Here is a 17,814-nt window from a genome sequence, read left to right as displayed (position 1 = left end):
CCTTACAGAAACTCTCTATTTATTTGGGTATACTAGTCGTTGTCCCCGTCCTCGATCACATCAGAAAGGCGGCTTGTAAATTGTTCTGCGGCATTGACGCCCATTCGCTTCAAGCGGAAATTCATCGCCGCCACTTCAATGATGACAGCCAGGTTCCGCCCCGGACGGACCGGGATGGTCAGCCTTGTGATATCTGTGTCAATGATCTTCATTTTCTCTTCATCAAGGCCAAGACGGTCATATTGTTTTTTCTGATCCCACAGCTCAAGATTCATAACGAGGGAAATGCGTTTATTGCTGCGGACAGCACCTGCACCGAACAAGGTCATCACATTGATGATGCCCAGTCCCCTGATTTCAAGCAAGTGCTCAATCAGTTCCGGCGAAGTACCGACAAGATAATCTTCATCTTCCTGGCGGATTTCCACGCAGTCGTCAGCAACAAGGCGGTGGCCTCTTTTCACAAGCTCAAGGGCCGTTTCACTTTTACCGACGCCGCTCTTGCCCGTAATGAGCACGCCAACTCCGTATATATCGACTAGCACGCCATGCACCGCGGTCGTCGGGGCCAGCTTGCTTTCAAGGAAATTTGTCAAAAGGCCGGAGAACCTCGTCGTTTTCTGCTTGGAACGCATGACAGGCACCGCTTCCCTTTCCGAAGCCTCAATCAGCCCTTCCGGCACTTCCATATCCCTTGTAATGATGATGCCTGGCGTGATATCAGTGCAGAGGGATTCCATCCTGTTCTGCCTGTCTGCATCACTCAGCTTTTCCGCAAAGCTCATCTCTGTCTTCCCTATAAGCTGGATGCGCTCTGCAGGGTAATAGTCGAAAAAGCCCGCCATTTCAAGCCCGGGTCTGGAAATATCACTGGTGGTAATCGGACGGCTGATCCCTTCCTCCCCGCTGATCAGCTCTAAATTAAATTTCTCAATGATGTCTTTTGTTCGCACTTTTGCCACGCTGTTGTCCTCCTTTTGCGGAATGCGCCTGATAAGGTCTATTATAATGAATGGTTTCTTTCGATTGGAGAAACTAGACAATAAAGTTTCATCTTATTGTAGCATTTTTCCCCGCAGAACCAAATTGTGCTATCTGATTTTTTCAAAAACCTTTACATAAAGGATACAAAATTGGTATAGACAACTATATGTGTTTATTTTATCATGGAAATATAAAATATCAGGATTCAGAACGGAGATGTGAGGCATGAGTTCCCTACTTTTAAAAAACAGCAGAGTGCTGACAGAGGATGGAATAATTGATAAAGGATATATATTGGTTGAAGACGGCAAGATTAAAAGCTTCGGCCCGGCGGATGAGCTTGGCGGCCAGTCTGCAGACAAGACGATAGAGCTGGATGCCGGTGCAACCCTGGCGCCGGGCTTTATCGACCTTCATATCCACGGTGCAGGCGGGGCCGATACGATGGACAGCACACCTGAAGCATTACAGACAATAGCCCGGACCCTTCCCGCCGAAGGGACGACAAGCTTCCTCGCGACCACCATTACACAGGAAAGATCCTTGATCGAAAAGGCATTGGCAAATGCAGCGGCATACAAGCCGGAAGGAACTGAGGCCGAAATGCTCGGCATCCACCTGGAAGGCCCATTCATCAACGAAAAACGAAAAGGCGCCCAGCCGCTCGAGCATATCCTGAAAAGTGATGTCGAGTTATTCAAGGCTTGGCAGGAAAAATCCGGACAGCTGATCAGGCTCGTCACCCTTGCACCTGAACTCGAGGGCGGAAAAGAGCTGGTCCGCCATCTGGCCGAAACAGGCGTTATCGCTTCCATCGGGCATTCTGATGCTGACTATGAAGAAGTCAGTGAGGCTGTTGAAGCAGGTGCGACCCATGTAACCCACCTGTTCAATGGCATGAAGGGACTTCATCACCGTGAACCAGGCACAGCAGGCGCAGCTCTCCTCTTCAAAGAACTGATTGTGGAAATGATTGCAGATGGAGTCCATGTGCGTCCAGAAATGATCAAACTTGCATTGAACAGCAAAGGCATGGACGGAATGGTGCTGATCACCGACTCAATGAGGGCAAAATGCCTGAAAAACGGCACCTATGATCTCGGCGGCCAGGATGTTACTGTCAAGGATGGGATGGCCTTGCTTGAGGACGGCACACTGGCGGGAAGCATCCTGAGAATGAAAGACTCTGTTAAAAATATGACCAAGTTCGCGGATATCACATTGGCTGAGGCAGTCAAGCTCGCCAGCGAAAATCCGGCAAAGCAGCTGAAAGTATTCGACCGCAAAGGCAGCATTGCAGAAGGAAAAGATGCAGATCTTACTGTACTGAACGAAAACATGGACATCGTACTGACGATCTGCCGCGGAAAAGTCGCATATAATCATTTGGAGGTAGAATGATGAAAATCGTCCAAGCAAAAAACTACCAGGATATGAGCTCGATTGCCTGCCAGATCATCCTGGAAAAAATCAAATCGGCTCCTTCCCTCACACTGGGCCTTGCAACCGGCAGCACACCGAAAGGGCTTTACGATTGCTTAGCAGCAGATTATAAGGAAAACCGGACTTCTTATAAAAATATCCATACCGCCAATCTTGATGAATATATCGGCTTCCCGAAGGAAGATAAAAACAGCTATCATACCTTCATGAATGAAAACCTGTTCAAGCATATCGATATACCTTTGAGCCAGACTTATATTCCGAATGGCCTGGCTGCTGACCTGACAGAGGAATGCAGGCGCTATGACAGGCAGATCAAAATGCTTGGCGGAATTGACCTTCAGGTGCTTGGCATCGGCCAGAACGGCCATATCGGCTTCAACGAACCAGGAACCCCCTTTTCAAGCAGGACCCATGTCGTAGACCTTGATAAAAGCACAATCGAAGCAAACAGCCGATTTTTCTCCAGCATAGAAGAAGTTCCGAACCAGGCCATCACAATGGGCATTGCCTCTATCCTGGACAGCAGGGAAATCCTGCTGCTTGCTTCCGGAAAATCAAAGGCCGAAGCCGTCTATCACCTATTGAACGGAAAGCCGGATGAAAAATTCCCTGCCTCCGCCCTCCAGCTGCATCCGCAAGTGACAATCGTGGCTGACGCAGAGGCACTGCAAAAGGTATAAGGAGACATTCATATGATTGATAAAAATTCACCGATCCCCATCTATCATCAGCTGGAAGAACAGCTGAAAAAGCAGATCAGGGAAGGCCTCCTGCAGGAAGAAGAAGCCATCCCATCTGAACGGGAATATGCCGAGCAGTTCCAGATCAGCAGGATGACCGTCAGGCAGGCCATCAGCAATCTTGTGAGGGAAGGCCTCCTATATCGGGAAAAAGGCCGCGGCACATTCGTCAACAAACAAAAAGTAGAGCAGGAGCTTCAGGGGCTAACAAGTTTCACGGAGGATATGCAGATGCGCGGGATGAAGCCGAGCAGCCGCACCCTTTCCTTTCAGACACTGCCGGCTCCAGGCGGCATAGCATCACGCCTCCAGATTGCCGAGGGCAGCCCAGTCTATGAAATCTCCAGGATCCGCCTGGCCGACGGACTCCCCATGGCACTGGAAACCAACTATATCCCTGAAGCGCTCATGCCCGGCCTGACCGAAGAGGACCTGGGCCATTCCCTTTACGAATACGCTGAAAAACGCCTATCCCTGTCCATTGCAGAAGCAGAACAGGAAATCGAAGCAGCCGGCGCCAAAAACCGGGAGGCAGGACTTCTCTCCATACAAGAAGGCTCCCCCATCCTCCTCATCCTCCGCACAACCCGGCTCTCCGACGGCACCCCCTTCGAATTCGTCCAATCGGCATACCGTGCTGACAGGTATAAATTTATCCATACAATGCGGAGGGTGTGAGGGTTCAGCGGTTATTAAATCAGTATAGAATGGGGAGGATGTGCTTCTTCATGGGGGCGGGTTAAGTTACTCAACTCGGAATGCTGTCATATTTAAGGGAGTTTAAGGGAGCCTTTGAAAGCAGCTTTAGGTTGCCCAATCAATTTCAGAAGCTCTGTTGATCGGAGTGGAAGGCACGAAGACTCCTGCGGGATTGCAGCGGCAAAGCTGACACCCCGCAAGAGCTCGCTCTGAGGAGGCTCAGCGCCGCTTGAAAGTGAAGTGCCTGGAACGCAGATCAACAGACTACATCCAAAGAACCAAACTACATAGTTCCTAAAAATTTTTTCTCCCTCACCATGTCCTAAATCCCCATTTCCCCCTATATAGTAAATGAACAAATTATTAGGAGGGAAACAAATGAAAATCATACTCGACGCAGGACACGGCTACGAAACCCCTGGAAAAAGAAGCCCCGAAGGCTTCAGAGAATACGAATTCAACCGCCAGGCCGCCCACCACTGCCGCAAACTCCTCGAACAGGCCGGATTAACCGTCATGGACTCTCATTCCGACGAATGGGACATCCCATTATCCGAAAGAACCGGAATGGCCAACCGCTGGAAAGCAGACTGCTATGTCTCCATCCACGCCAACGCCTACGGAACAGGCTGGAACAGCGCAAACGGAATCGAAACATACGTCCACACCTCCCGCCCTGCAGAAGCAGTAAAGCTAGCCCAATCCGTCCAGGCACAGCTCGTAAAAGAAACCGGCCTGGCCGACCGCGGCGTCAAAACTGCGGACTTCCATGTACTAAGAAAAACCACCATGACAGCCATCCTCATCGAATGCGGATTCATGACCAATAAAACAGAATGCAGTCTGCTGCAATCCAAAGAATACCAGCAGCTCTGCGGAGAAACCATCGGCATGGCACTCCTATCATTTTACAAACCAGCCGGCGGCCTCTACAAAGTCCAGGCCGGAGCCTTCTCCCAACTAAAAAACGCCCAATCCCTCGTCGGAAAACTAAGAGAAAACGGGGTACCGGCTTATATTACTTATTCCTAGGAATCAAAATAAAGAGCGGGCCCACATGGGAAGACCCGCTCTTCTCAGTAGAAAAAGGGTACGGTGTTAGGAACTTCGGCACCCTTCAAACTTTACATCTATTTATTACAACTAACTGTGTAGTTAATGGTTATACGACTGCTAGGAGTGCCAATAAAGTTTAAAACCCTGTTGATTGGAGTGGAAGGCACGTAGACTCCTGCGGGAAATAGCGGCAAAGCTGAGACCCCGCAAGAGCTCGCTCTGAGGAGGCTCAGCGCCGCCCCGCGGAAAGCGAAGTGCCTGGAACGCAGATCAACAGCCCCAAATCAAAGGGAGCATGGGTCTCTTTCTATGATCTTATGCACCACATAAATTTTAAAAACCCTATTGACTGGAGTGGAAGGCACGCAGACTCCTGCGGGAAATAACGGCAGAGCTGAGACCCCGCAAGAGCTTGCTCTGAGGAGGCTCAACTCCGCCCCGCGGAAAGCGTAGTGCCTGCAGCGCAGATCAACAGCCTCATTCAAAGAGAGCTAAGGTCTCTCCTTTTTGCTAATGAAATAAATTTTAAAACCCCTGTTGATCGGAGTGGAAGGCACGCAGACTCCTGCGGGAAATAACGGCAGAGCTGAGACCCCGCAAGAGCTTGCTCTGAGGAGGCTCAACTCCACCCCGCGGAAAGCGAAGTGCCTGCAGCGCAGATCAACAGCCCCGTTCAAAGAGAGCTAAGGTCTCTCCTTTTGCTATTACAAATAAATTCTAAAAACCCCGTTGACCGGAGTGGAAGGCACGCAGACTCCTGCGGGAAATAGCGGAAGAGTTGAGACCCCGCAGACGCGCAGCGGCGAGGAGGCTCAACTCCGCCCCGCGGAAAGCGAAGTGCATGGAGCGGAAATCAACAGCACCATTCAAAGAGAGCTTTGGTCTCCCCCTTTGGCTAATGCAAATAAATTCTAAATCCCTGTTGACCGGAGTGGAAGGCCCGCAGACTCCTGCGGGAGATAGCGGCAAAGCTGAGACCCCGCAAGAGCTTGCTCTGAGGAGGCTCAGCACCGCCCCGCGGAAAGCGAAGTGCCTGCAGCGCAGATCAACAGCCCCATTAACAGCAGCAACCTAACTATTTTTCATAAAAAGACGGGCTTATGGCCCGCCCTCTTTAGCTAGTTTTCCTTCCGATCCATAACCGTCCTCTGAATAACCAAATTAACAACCGCCATAATCACAGCCAAAAAAAAAGCCATCCCAAACCCATCAATCTCAAAAGAGCTCCCCATAATTCCATCTGTCAGAAGCAAAGTAACAGCATTGATAACAAATAAAAACAAGCCAAGCGACAAAAGCGTCACAGGCAAAGTCAAGATAATCAGAATCGGCCGCACCAGCACATTCAGCAGCGACAAAATGAAGCTTGCCCCCAATGCTGCACCAAAGCTTTCTAAATAAAACGAATCACGGAAAAATCCTGCCAAAGCGGCAAATAAAACAGCATTGATCAAGATGCCTATCAGCCATCTCACAGTCCATCACCTCTTTTATGGATAAAAGCCAGAAGCATCGCTTCTGGCCGCAGCTTATTCTTATATTATTTAACAAAATCACCAGTTTTAACAGCAATTGAACCTGTCTTGGTCTTAGCCCTTAAATCAATGGCAGCTGCAGGATCTTTAACAGACTGAAATTTGAGCAGCTTCTGCACCATTTCTGATTTTTCCTCTACTACCTGGATTCCATCCAGCTCAAGCTGGAAGCCTCCAAGATTGGTTCTCAGATCACCATTCACAGGCGTTCCGGATGGAAGATACACGTCGACTGTACCGGTGACAGCTTCCGCTTCGAGCCGTTCACATCTGTCGCCTTTAACATGAACCTGGATATTACCATTAAAAGATTGAAGATCAGCACTTTTATAATCACCAGCAACTTTTATCGCCCCATTGACGGTCTCTGCTTCAATATGATCCAGTGTGCTGCCAGTCACTGTGATCTGGCCATTTCCTGCCTCAGCTTCAAGATGGCTGGCATTAAGCTTATCCAGCGTAATTTTTCCGTTCGCTGACTTGACCTTCAGTTTTGTCACGGCCAGGTCGCTGCCTTCTACCGGCCCATTGAACATCCTGATTCGGATGCTGTCATACTGCTCCTTTGGAATATGCACAGCGGCCTCAACTTTCATCCACTTCTGCTGCGCAGAAAACAGCAGCCGGCCATTGTCCGCCGTAAAAAGGACATCCCTTAAAAAGTTCTGGCGGGCTTCATCTTGGGTTTCACCGCGGTACACCTTAGCCCAGCAGTCAATGCGGACATCATTCTGTTCCCAGGGAATCAGCGTCAGTTTCCCATTCGCCACTTCCATTTCAATTTCAGACAATCTGACATCGTTCTGCTGGAACACATGAGATATTTCAAATGCAGGGCCGAAATTAAAATCCAGATCGGCATCCTTAATCTTCTGGAAAGCAGTATCTACAAACTCAATGATTTTTTCTTTGGCATAGTGGAATTTATATTGGGCCGTGTCCTGCTGCTGTTTCTTCGCTTCTTCAAAATAGGTCTGGTTTCCCCATTCACTATGCAGCTTTTCTTCTTTTTTCTCCATCGTTTTCGACGCCTTTTCAAGCTCCTCAAGCAGAAGAAGTGCCTCCTCAGCACGCAGGCTTCCGTCCTCGACCATTTTTAAAATCCTTTTTCTTTCATCTTTCATGTTATTGCCTCCTCGATATAGTATTCACTATTCACTTGCAGCCAATATCTGAACGCCTTTGACAATATTCCAGACTACAACAATCAAGCTAAGAATTACGGAAAGGCCGATTCCAATCAGGAAAAAGACCGGAACTTCGTTTGGATTGGAAAAAATCTCAAAAGGGATGGCCAGAAAAATGACCGGCAGCGCAATCAAAGGGATCAGATGCGACAAAAATGCCTTTTTAGCATGCACTTTTACAAAAGGATTTTCAGATGCAAAGAAAACCACGAGCGGAAAAATAAATCCTGCAAAAAACACACTAAAATAACTTAATGCCGAAAGCACCTTTTTAGAATCCATCATTTTCAACTCCTTGATAATACTTACGCACGGGCGCTTTAAAAGTTTCACTGAAGCTGAAAATAATGAGGGTAATCATAATTTATAAAAAAGGAAAGAAATGAAAGAATTCGTAGTACTTTCATAAAATTAACCCTAAAAGAGGATAAATTAATGTACGTTTGCAGTATCGTAATACCTGGAGTAATATTTATTAGCAGCTTTTTCTTTTTATTAGCAAGTTTCCCAATATATTAGCAACTTTTTCTTTTTATTAGCAAGTTTCCCGATATACTAGCAACTTTCACGTTTTATTAGCAACTAGCCTAAATCAACACAGTCCCAGCCCCAGCTGACAAATAAAAAAGCACTGATTACCAGTGCCCCTTCGAAAGTCAGCTTAAACCGTTTTCGCTGCTCCCTTCCTGCATACTTCATCAATTTTATGGACAAACATCTGAAATACCTTGCGCTTTTCTTCCAAATCCCGGATTGAGCCCTTCAGCTCATTATATTTTTCTTCAAATGGGCGGTGGTACTGCTCGCGGATGGTTTCAATGATCTCATCATTGACCGTTGATTGTATAACCTGCTTTGTTATCCCGTATTTGTATGTATACACCTGCAATTCCCTTTTGACCTCTTCATAATCCTGATTAATCTGGTCCAACACCTTGGAAATATCTTCTTTCCATTCATTAAGGGAATCTTCGATATAAGAATGCATGGGCTGCCCCCCTGAAACTCTTTTTCTTTATTATAAAGGCTGCAGTTTACAGCCCTTTTTCTTTTCGTTTACAGAGTGGTGTCAATCTTCCTGCAGCCTGGCATATTCCTTGGCAACCCGGTCTGCAATCAGGTCATATCCGCGGTCATTGGGATGCAGGGAATCATAGAAAAAGAGATTTTTCTCCTTGCCCTTAAACAAATCGTCAGTAGGAACCCATCTTACCTGATGATTGCTCGCAGCTGCTGCTTTTACTTTCTCGTTCCAGCCCTCTATGATGCTGCCGATTTTTTCATTGCCTGGATAGGGATTATAGAGGCCAAGCAAAAGGATTGGACTCTCAGGATTATTCCGCTCTGTCCACCGGACTATTTCTTCCAGGTTTCCCCTATAAATTTCTTCTGCCTTCTTAAGCCTTTCTTTGTGTAGTGGTGCCAGATCCCCGCCATTTGCATGAAGCAGGTCATTTGTGCCGATAAAAATGATGATTGTGTCTGCCTCCTGCACCTCTTTTAAAACAGCCGGGGTATTCAGCTGTTTTTTGACGTTCAGTGTATCCTGTCCATAGATTCCAAAGTTTTCAACTTCAACGTTTTCCTCATAAATCTTGTCCAATCTTCCCTCAAGCCTTCCGGTATACCCTTTTCCGTTTTTATCGCCATACCCATAGGTGAGAGAATCCCCGAGTGCCACGATTTCTTTCTCGCCATCATGCGAAACAGTATTTTTTGCCTGGATGGCGACAGCAGAGCCAATTAACAGTATAAAGCCGATAATAATCCAAATATATTTTTTCATCATGAACCTTCCTTTTCTGATTAAGGTTCATTTACCCGATTCAGCGGCAGGCAATCTGGCAATATTCAGCAGGAATTCCATCATCCTAAAAAAGCGAGCCCGCAGTAAATGCGGAACTCGCTTTTGGGTTTATGCTTTTGATACGCTTGTTTCTCTTTCTTTGACCAGCTTCTGCATGCGAATGCGGTCTCTGTCCAGGATTGGCTTTAGATATTTGCCGGTATAAGAGCCTTCTGCTTCAGCCACTTTTTCCGGGGTGCCCTGGGCAATGATGGTTCCGCCTTTATCGCCGCCTTCTGGCCCAAGATCGACAATATAGTCGGCAGCCTTGATGACATCGAGATTATGCTCGATGACCAGGACTGTATCCCCGTTTTCGACAAGCCGCTGCAATACAGTGAGCAGCCTGGAGATATCATCGACATGCAGTCCGGTCGTCGGTTCATCCAGTATATAGAAAGAGCGGCCGGTTGACCTGCGGTGCAGCTCTGAAGCCAGCTTCACACGCTGAGCCTCCCCTCCGGACAATGTGGTTGCCGGCTGGCCGAGCGTGATATAGCCCAGGCCAACATCATAGATTGTCTGGAGCTTTCGGCTGATTTTTGGAATATTTTCAAAGAATTCAAGTGCATCCTCGACTGTCATATCAAGGATATCTGATATATTTTTCCCTTTATACTTAACTTCAAGAGTTTCGCGGTTATAGCGTTTCCCGTGGCAGACCTCGCATGGGACATACACATCAGGAAGGAAATGCATCTCAATCTTAATGATTCCGTCTCCCCGGCATGCCTCGCATCTTCCGCCTTTAACGTTAAAGCTGAAGCGTCCCTTCTTATATCCGCGGACCTTTGCTTCATTCGTAGAGGCGAAAACATCGCGGATATCATCAAAGACACCGGTATAGGTGGCTGGATTGGAACGCGGTGTACGTCCAATCGGCGACTGGTCGATGTCAATGACCTTATCAAGATGCTCAATTCCTTTGACATCTTTATGCTCGCCTGGCTTTGTTTTGGCTTTATGGAGCTTTTGCGCCAGGGTTTTATGAAGTATTTCATTGATCAGCGTACTTTTTCCTGATCCTGATACACCAGTGACGGCAGTAAACGTGCCAAGCGGGAATTTGACATTTACGTTTTTCAGGTTGTTTTCCTGTGCACCCTTGATTTCAATGAAGCGCCCATCGCTTTTTCTCCGTTCAAGCGGCAGCGGGATAAACTTCTTCCCTGACAAATACTGGCCGGTCAAGGAATTCGGATCATCCATTACCTCTGCCGGTGTCCCCTGGGAAACAATCTGGCCGCCGTGGACGCCGGCTCCCGGGCCGACATCGATAAGGTAGTCGGCTGCAATCATCGTATCCTCATCATGCTCTACGACAATGAGCGTATTCCCGATATCACGCATATTCTTGAGTGTATCGATCAGCCTGTCATTGTCGCGCTGGTGAAGGCCGATTGACGGCTCGTCCAGGATATACAGGACACCAGTCAGGCGGGAGCCGATCTGAGTGGCAAGACGGATGCGCTGAGCTTCCCCTCCTGACAGCGTGCCTGCTGCCCGGCTTAGTGTCAGATAGTCCAGTCCCACATTGATGAGGAATCCGAGCCTTTCTTTTATCTCCCTAAGAATCAGGTTGGCAATCTGCCTTTCTTTCTCAGAGAGAATCACATGTTCAAAGAAGTCTTCTGCCTCTTCAATGGACAATGATGTAATCTTCCCAATATGCTCCCCTGCAATCAGGACAGCAAGACTTTCCTGTTTCAGGCGGTTTCCTTTACAGGCCGGGCAAGGGTGCTGGGCCATATACTTTTCCATCTGTTCGCGGATATAGTCAGAGCTTGTTTCCTTGAAGCGCCTTTCCACATTGCGGATCACACCCTCAAACTCAATAAAGTTTTCCCTTACCTGGCCAAAGTCGTTTTCATAGCGGAAATAGATTTTTTCCCCTTTTGCTCCGTAAAGAAGCTTGTCAAGCAAATGCTTCGGTATATCCTCTACAGGCATATCCATGTCAATTCCCAAATGGCTGCTGACTGCCTCAAGCAGCTGCGGATAATACTGGGAGCTTGTCGGCTCCCATGGTGCGATGGCATGCTGTCTTAAAGATAGTCCGCGGTTTGGGATGACAAGGTCAACATCCACTTCAAGCTTGCTGCCAAGACCATCGCAGGATGGGCAGGCGCCGAATGGGCTGTTGAAGGAGAACATCCTCGGTTCAAGCTCGCCGATGGAGAAGCCGCAGTGCGGGCAGGCATGGTTTTCGCTGAAGAGGAGCTCTTCCTCTCCGATTACATCAATGATGACTTTGCCTTCACCGAGCTTAAGCGCTGTTTCAAGGGAGTCAGCCAGCCTTGCTGCTACGCCCTCTTTTACGACCACGCGGTCAATGACCACTTGTATGCTGTGTTTCTTATTTTTTTCCAAGGTGATGTCTTCGCCCAGGTCATGCATTTCGCCGTTGACTCTGACACGGACATAGCCTTGCTTTTTCACATCCTCAAGAACCTTGACGTGGGTCCCCTTCCTGCCCTCAACGACCGGAGCGAGGATCTGCATCTTCGTTCTTTCCGGATATTCCATGATCCTGTCGACCATCTGTTCGATTGTCTGGGAGGATATCTCCACATTATGAATCGGGCATGTCGGACGGCCGACCCTGGCGAACAGCAGCCTCAGATAATCATAGATTTCCGTCACGGTGCCGACAGTCGATCTTGGGTTCCTGCTTGTTGTTTTCTGGTCGATGGAGATTGCCGGCGACAGCCCTTCTATGGCATCGACATCAGGCTTATCCATCTGGCCGAGGAACTGGCGCGCGTAGGCGGAAAGAGATTCCACATAGCGGCGCTGCCCCTCTGCATATATCGTATCAAAGGCCAAGGATGACTTCCCGGATCCGGAAAGCCCCGTCAGCACCACAAGCTTATCCCTCGGGATGGTGACATCAATATCCTTCAGGTTATGGGCCCTGGCGCCTTTTACAATCAGTTTTTCCATTGCCATCAGTTCGTCATCCTTCCGCTTTCAGCTCTAATAATAGATCACGAAGCTCGGCCGCCCGCTCGAAATTGAGCGCCTTGGCAGCTTCCTTCATTTCCTTTTCCATATTTGCGATCAGTTTGGCGCGTTCTTTCTTCGTCATTTTTGCCGGTTTGGCTGGTGCAGCATAGTCGGCCTGCTCCTCGGCAGCGTGGGTGGCGCGGATCACATCGCGGATTTCCTTCTGGATCGTCTGCGGTGTGATGCCGTGCTCCTCATTATAAGCTTCCTGGATTTCCCGGCGCCTTTTCGTCTCGCTGATCGCCAGTTCCATTGAATTGGTGATCTTGTCTGCGTACATGATGACATGGCCGGAAGCATTCCGGGCCGCGCGCCCGATTGTCTGGATGAGGGACCTCTCTGAACGGAGGAAGCCCTCTTTATCTGCATCAAGTATGCTGACAAGGGAAACCTCCGGTATGTCGAGCCCCTCCCTCAGGAGATTGATCCCGATCAGTACATCATATTTTCCTAGGCGGAGCTCACGGATGATCTCAATCCGCTCCAGCGTCTTGACCTCTGAATGGAGATATTGCACCTTTATGCCGATTTCCTTCAGATAGTCGGTCAAGTCCTCTGACATTTTTTTCGTCAAGGTCGTAATGAGGACCCTCTCATTCTTCTTTACCCGATCATTGATTTCGCCAATCAGGTCATCAATCTGTCCTTCAATCGGGCGCACCTCGATCGTCGGATCAAGCAGCCCTGTCGGCCGGATGATCTGCTGGATCATTTCCGGCGTATGCTCTATTTCATATGGACCCGGGGTTGCGGAAACATATACAATCTGATTGATATGCTTTTCGAATTCCGGGAAGGTGAGCGGCCTGTTATCCATCGCGGATGGCAGCCTGAATCCATGATCCACAAGGACTGATTTCCTGGCCTGGTCCCCGTTGAACATCCCCCTGACCTGAGGGATCGTTACATGTGATTCATCGACGACCATCAGGAAATCGTCAGGGAAATAATCAAGCAGCGTATACGGCGTTGATCCGGCCGGACGGAGAGTCAGATGGCGCGAATAGTTCTCGATCCCTGAGCAAAAGCCCATTTCCCTCATCATCTCCAGGTCATAGCGCGTTCTCTGCTCCAGGCGCTGAGCCTCAAGAAGCTTGCCGTTTTCACGCATTTCCTCCAGGCGCTCTTCCAATTCCTTTTCGATATTCCCTATCGCAATTTTCATCTTTTCCTCGCGTGTTACGAAGTGGGAGGCCGGGAAGATGGCAACATGTTCGCGCTCGCCCATGATTTCTCCGGTCAGTGCATCCACCTCCCGGATCCGGTCAATCTCATCACCGAAGAATTCCACCCGCATGCAATGCTCATCCCGTGAAGCCGGGAAGATTTCCACCACATCGCCGCGGACTCTGAAGGTCCCCCTCCGGAAATCAATATCGTTCCGCTCATACTGGATATCAACAAGGCGGCGCAGAAGCTGGTTCCGCTCAATTTCCATCCCTGTCCTCAAAGAGAGAACAAGCTCCTTGTATTCCTCAGGTGAACCGAGGCCGTATATGCAGGAAACACTGGCGATGATGATAACGTCCTTCCGTTCAAAAAGCGAAGAAGTTGCTGAGTGGCGCAGCTTGTCAATCTCATCATTGATGCTTGCATCTTTTTCGATGAATGTATCTGTCTGGGGCACGTATGCCTCAGGCTGGTAGTAATCATAATAACTGACAAAATACTCTACAGCATTGTTCGGGAAAAAATCCTTGAACTCACTGTAAAGCTGCCCTGCCAGGGTTTTGTTATGGGCTATGACCAATGTAGGCTTGTTAACCTCTTTAATTACATTGGAAATGGTAAACGTCTTACCAGTACCAGTTGCACCCAGCAGGGTCTGGTGCCGCTTGCCGGAGCGGATGCCCTCGACAATCCTGCTGATGGCCTCTGGCTGATCGCCCTGCGGCGAATATTTTGAGACTAATTCAAATTGGTCCTTCACAAAAAAAGCCTCCTGTTCAAGAAGTTGATTTTAACATTTTATCTATATTTGCAGGCAGGCATACCAGTAAGCAAGCACCTTGCTTCTGTTGCCCCTGTTCTTTTAATGGTTAAGCGGTCCTGAATGCACGTGATGATCCCTGCTGAAGTTATATTATAGAAGAAAAAGGTCTGAAGCCTTGTACGAAGCTGAAAAACTCATATCCTCATTCTACCACAAAGCACATGAAAGAAACCAGGAATATGCGAACGGATATTCGTTTTTCATGAAATAGCATGTGATGAGTAAAAAGGCTCCTGCCAGGAACGGCTCGATTCCTGCCGAATAAAGGTTAATCAAACGTTTGATTAAATGGTGGACCGGCCCTTTAAAGCTGGAATATTTCCCGCGAAATATGTCGGCAGGAAATATGGATGGAGATGACAGCTGAAAGTCTTGCTTGCCAAATAAAATAACCTGCCCGATTAAAACCAGGCAGGTTTTTGAGAATCATTATAAAATCAAGCTCGCTTCTTTGCTCTTTGTTTCATAATCTGCGCATACCAGAAACCGGCAGTCAAAGAAAAGGCATCAACAACAATAAGCCCCCAGCTGTCTGTATAGCCCTTGTAGACGGAGGCGGCAATCAGGGCGACTGTCAGAATGAGCCCGATTACATGATTATACGTCACCCTCGTAAAGAACATGACAAGCAGTCCGGGCAGCAGCAGGGCTGAAAGATACTTTAGCGCCACTTTTTCACACCTTCTTTATGATAGATTCACTATGAATTGCGGACAAGTATAACATTAGAATAGCGGTTCAAACTATATGATACAAGCAATTTCAAAAATATGCCGCTGTATTTTTTTGCTTAGGGCATTGTTGTCCATTCATCGATTTCTGTTTGCAGCTGATTATATGGACGGGCTTCGCTTAGAAAAAGGCTGTTTGCAAAATACTATCCATAATGAACGGAAAGGAGGTTTGCATAATGTCCAGAAGAAGGAGGCGCCCCCTAGTTCCAGAATCCCGTGAAGCCCTCGACACATTGAAGGCACGTGTTATGGCTAACCAGGGCTATAAGGTCGGACCGGATGCGCCGGAGGAAGTAAAATATGAGGTGGCCAGGGAAAAGGATGTTCCGCTTCAGCATGGATATAACGGCAGGCTGACATCGCGCGAGGCCGGCAAAGTCGGCGGCCCGATCGGCGGCAGCATGGTGAAGGATTAATCCGGCTGGCCCAGGAAAGCCTCAACAAAAAGCAATAGTATAATGGAAAAATGGAGCCGCCATATAGGCGGCTCCATCCTTTATTTTTGCGCTTCTTTGTTCCTAGCGAACTCTTCTTTAATGGAAGCAAGCAGTTCAGGCTCCGTGATAAGCCGGAATGCGGTTTGTGCCAGCGCCTTTGCACCTGTGAGCAGGGCTTCATCGCCTTTTTCCGACCGTGCAGCTTCACGGAAAGGTACAGTATGGGCAACAAGATCATCGCTGCCGATCTTGATATAAGGGTGGATCGTCGGTACCTGCTGGCTGATGTTGCCTGCATCTGTTGAACCGATTCCTTCCCTTCCTGACTGATCGACCTCTTCCCCCAGTTCCTCGATGACTTCACGGAACGCTTCATCATACGCTCTATTTAATAGGAGATTATCGACTTCATTCTGGAATGCAATTACATTCAATTCAGCGCCTGTTGCAAGGGCGGCAGCTTCTGCCACCTTCTTCACTTTTGCTGTAACTTCATTTAGATAGGTTCTTGTCGCTGCCCGGATGAAGAAACGCGCTTTGGCATATTCCGGAATGATATTTGGTGCGTCTCCTCCATGGGTGATGATGCCGTGGATCCGCACATCATCCTTCAGCTGCTGTCGCAGGGCATTGATGCCGGTGAAGAGCTGGATGACCGCATCAAGTGCATTGATGCCTTCGTGCGGTGAAGCCGCAGCATGGGCAGGCTTGCCGATATACTCAAAGTCCAGCGGATCCACCGCCAGGGAGGAGCTTGTCAATGCCGTCCTGCTTGAAGGATGGATCATAAGCGCCGCATCAATTCCCTCTGTCAGGCCGTGCTTCACGAAGCTGCCCTTTGCACTGCCGTTCGGACCGCCTTCCTCGGCGGGGGTTCCGAATACGACGACCTCTCCGCCTGTTTCTTCAATCACCTTGCTTAAAGCAATCGCTGCCGCTATGCTTGTTGTGCCGATGATATTATGGCCGCAGGCATGGCCGATTCCCGGCAGTGCGTCATATTCGGCAAGGAAAGCGATGGACGGTCCCGGTTTGTAGGATTTTTTCCTTGCAGCAAAGGCTGTTTCATGGCCGGCAACAGCACGCTCAACCTCAAAGCCCTCTTCTTCAAGAATTCCTGAGAGCAGCCCGGATGCGAAAAATTCCTGGTTGCCGATTTCCGGCTTTTCATGAATCTGGTGGCTTGTTGAAAGGTAAAGCTCCCTTCCAGCTTCCACACTTTGATTGATTCTTTCCTTCAGCTCGGTTACAGATTTAGCAGGTGCTGACATAATGATCTCCTCCTTGGGTTATAGCGGTGCCAGGCACCGGTTATTATTCTCCGATTTCACTAAGCGGAACGAATGTCGGGATTGTGCTGCCTTTGTATTCTTTTTCAATGAATTCAGCTACATCATCTTCCTGATACAGTTCTCCGAGGCGCTTCAGTGTCTCATTGTCTTTGTCTTCTGTTCTGGCGGCAATGATGTTGATATATGGAGTTGCTGTTGCACTTTCATGGAAGATAGAGTCTTCTACAGGGTTGAAGCCAGCATCAACAGCGATTCCATTATTGATGATGGAGGCAGCTACATCCGGCAGGACGCGTGGTGTCTGGCCCGCTACTACAGGGACGATTTCCAGGTTTTTCGGGTTGTCGACGATTTTGTCGATGCTGCCATTTCCGTCAAAGTCTTCAGGCAGCGTGATCAGGCCGGCTTCCTGCAGAAGCAGGAATGATCTTCCCATATTGGTTGCTTCGTTCGGCACGGCAATCTTTCCGCCTTCCGGGATATCTTTTACATCTTTATATTTTTCAGAGTAGATCCCCATTGGTGCAATAACGGTTGTCGCGATTGGTGAAAGATCCAGATCATGCTCCTTTTTAAAAGCGTTGAAATAAGAAATGGTCTGGAAGGCATTGGCATCAAGCTCTCCCTCTGCTAGAGCGATGTTTGGCTGGACATAATCAGAGAAACGGACGATTTCCACTTTGATTCCTTCTTTTTCAGCCTTCTTGGCTACAAAGTCCCAAATGCGGTTGTCTGACCCGCTGACCCCGATTTTCACTTCTTTTTCTTTTTCCTTGCCGCTTGTTGATGATGAGCAGGCTGCACTGAAAACCGCCAGTGCGAGGATGATTGCCGTTAATAATAGTTTTTTCATGGATGA

Annotated in this window: 15 protein-coding genes and 1 pseudogene; 5 read left to right on the top strand and 11 right to left on the bottom strand. The window is 48.5% G+C overall.

The window, feature by feature from the left end; all coding sequences use genetic code 11:
• Positions 1–32 precede the first annotated feature (32 nt).
• The gene (hprK, locus tag Q9R36_RS17160) at positions 33–962 is read right to left on the bottom strand and encodes an HPr(Ser) kinase/phosphatase (protein WP_009793047.1); all 930 of its coding nucleotides are present in this window, start codon (positions 960–962) and stop codon (positions 33–35) included.
• A 247-nt stretch (positions 963–1,209) separates the two neighbouring features.
• Between hprK and nagA the strand changes: the two genes are divergently transcribed.
• From nagA to Q9R36_RS17140, 4 genes are all read left to right on the top strand, one after another.
• A complete protein-coding gene (nagA, locus tag Q9R36_RS17155) occupies positions 1,210–2,385 on the top strand; it encodes an N-acetylglucosamine-6-phosphate deacetylase (protein WP_311225612.1) in 1,176 nt (391 codons plus the stop codon).
• Positions 2,385–3,110 (top strand): glucosamine-6-phosphate deaminase, encoded by a 726-nt coding sequence (nagB, locus tag Q9R36_RS17150; RefSeq protein ID WP_311225656.1) that lies wholly within the window; start codon positions 2,385–2,387, stop codon positions 3,108–3,110. The genes nagA and nagB overlap by 1 nt, the downstream gene beginning before the upstream one ends.
• Positions 3,111–3,122: 12 nt before the next feature.
• Entirely contained in the window at positions 3,123–3,848 is a 726-nt protein-coding gene (locus tag Q9R36_RS17145) for a GntR family transcriptional regulator (protein ID WP_311225611.1), read from the top strand.
• 399 nt (positions 3,849–4,247) lie between these two features.
• On the top strand, positions 4,248–4,901 hold the full coding sequence (locus Q9R36_RS17140; protein WP_311225610.1) for an N-acetylmuramoyl-L-alanine amidase: 654 nt from the start codon (positions 4,248–4,250) through the stop codon (positions 4,899–4,901).
• Positions 4,902–6,043: 1,142 nt separating this feature from the next.
• Here the strand turns inward: Q9R36_RS17140 and Q9R36_RS17135 are convergent.
• From Q9R36_RS17135 to Q9R36_RS17100, 8 genes are all read right to left on the bottom strand, one after another.
• Positions 6,044–6,400, bottom strand: coding sequence for a phage holin family protein (locus Q9R36_RS17135; protein ID WP_311225609.1), 357 nt, complete (start codon positions 6,398–6,400; stop codon positions 6,044–6,046).
• Positions 6,401–6,465: 65 nt separating this feature from the next.
• Positions 6,466–7,584: a DUF4097 family beta strand repeat-containing protein gene (locus Q9R36_RS17130; protein ID WP_311225608.1), complete on the bottom strand. Its 1,119-nt coding sequence runs from the start codon at positions 7,582–7,584 to the stop codon at positions 6,466–6,468.
• 27 nt (positions 7,585–7,611) lie between these two features.
• A complete protein-coding gene (locus tag Q9R36_RS17125) occupies positions 7,612–7,932 on the bottom strand; it encodes a magnetosome magnetite crystal formation protein family (RefSeq protein WP_009793036.1) in 321 nt (106 codons plus the stop codon).
• 376 nt (positions 7,933–8,308) lie between these two features.
• Positions 8,309–8,635, bottom strand: coding sequence for a hypothetical protein (locus Q9R36_RS17120; RefSeq protein ID WP_009793035.1), 327 nt, complete (start codon positions 8,633–8,635; stop codon positions 8,309–8,311).
• A gap of 81 nt (positions 8,636–8,716) precedes the next feature.
• Entirely contained in the window at positions 8,717–9,436 is a 720-nt protein-coding gene (locus tag Q9R36_RS17115) for an SGNH/GDSL hydrolase family protein (RefSeq protein ID WP_311225607.1), read from the bottom strand.
• 126 nt (positions 9,437–9,562) lie between these two features.
• Complete coding sequence (gene uvrA / locus Q9R36_RS17110; protein WP_311225606.1) at positions 9,563–12,442, bottom strand: excinuclease ABC subunit UvrA; 2,880 nt, start codon at positions 12,440–12,442, stop codon at positions 9,563–9,565.
• A gap of 7 nt (positions 12,443–12,449) precedes the next feature.
• Entirely contained in the window at positions 12,450–14,429 is a 1,980-nt protein-coding gene (gene uvrB / locus Q9R36_RS17105) for an excinuclease ABC subunit UvrB (RefSeq protein ID WP_311225605.1), read from the bottom strand.
• Between the two features lie 500 nt (positions 14,430–14,929).
• Positions 14,930–15,163, bottom strand: a complete 234-nt coding sequence (locus Q9R36_RS17100) for a CsbA family protein (protein WP_009793031.1) — start codon at positions 15,161–15,163, stop codon at positions 14,930–14,932.
• 239 nt (positions 15,164–15,402) lie between these two features.
• Between Q9R36_RS17100 and Q9R36_RS17095 the strand changes: the two are divergent.
• Positions 15,403–15,680 (top strand): annotated as a pseudogene (locus Q9R36_RS17095) (alpha/beta-type small acid-soluble spore protein).
• A gap of 42 nt (positions 15,681–15,722) precedes the next feature.
• On the opposite strand, the gene Q9R36_RS17090 reads toward Q9R36_RS17095, so the two are convergent.
• Together Q9R36_RS17090 and Q9R36_RS17085 are read right to left on the bottom strand one after the other, a co-directional pair.
• Positions 15,723–16,934 carry a M20 family metallopeptidase gene (locus Q9R36_RS17090; RefSeq protein WP_311225604.1) on the bottom strand — a complete coding sequence of 404 codons (1,212 nt, stop codon included), beginning with the start codon at positions 16,932–16,934 and terminating at the stop codon, positions 15,723–15,725.
• 43 nt (positions 16,935–16,977) lie between these two features.
• Positions 16,978–17,808, bottom strand: coding sequence for a MetQ/NlpA family ABC transporter substrate-binding protein (locus tag Q9R36_RS17085; protein WP_009793028.1), 831 nt, complete (start codon positions 17,806–17,808; stop codon positions 16,978–16,980).
• Between the last annotated feature and the right edge of the window lie 6 nt (positions 17,809–17,814).

The organism is Bacillus sp. AG4(2022) (assembly GCF_031844465.1).
Lineage (GTDB): Bacteria > Bacillota > Bacilli > Bacillales > Cytobacillaceae > Bacillus_AB > Bacillus_AB infantis.
This window is presented reverse-complemented; position numbering and strand designations above follow the sequence as displayed.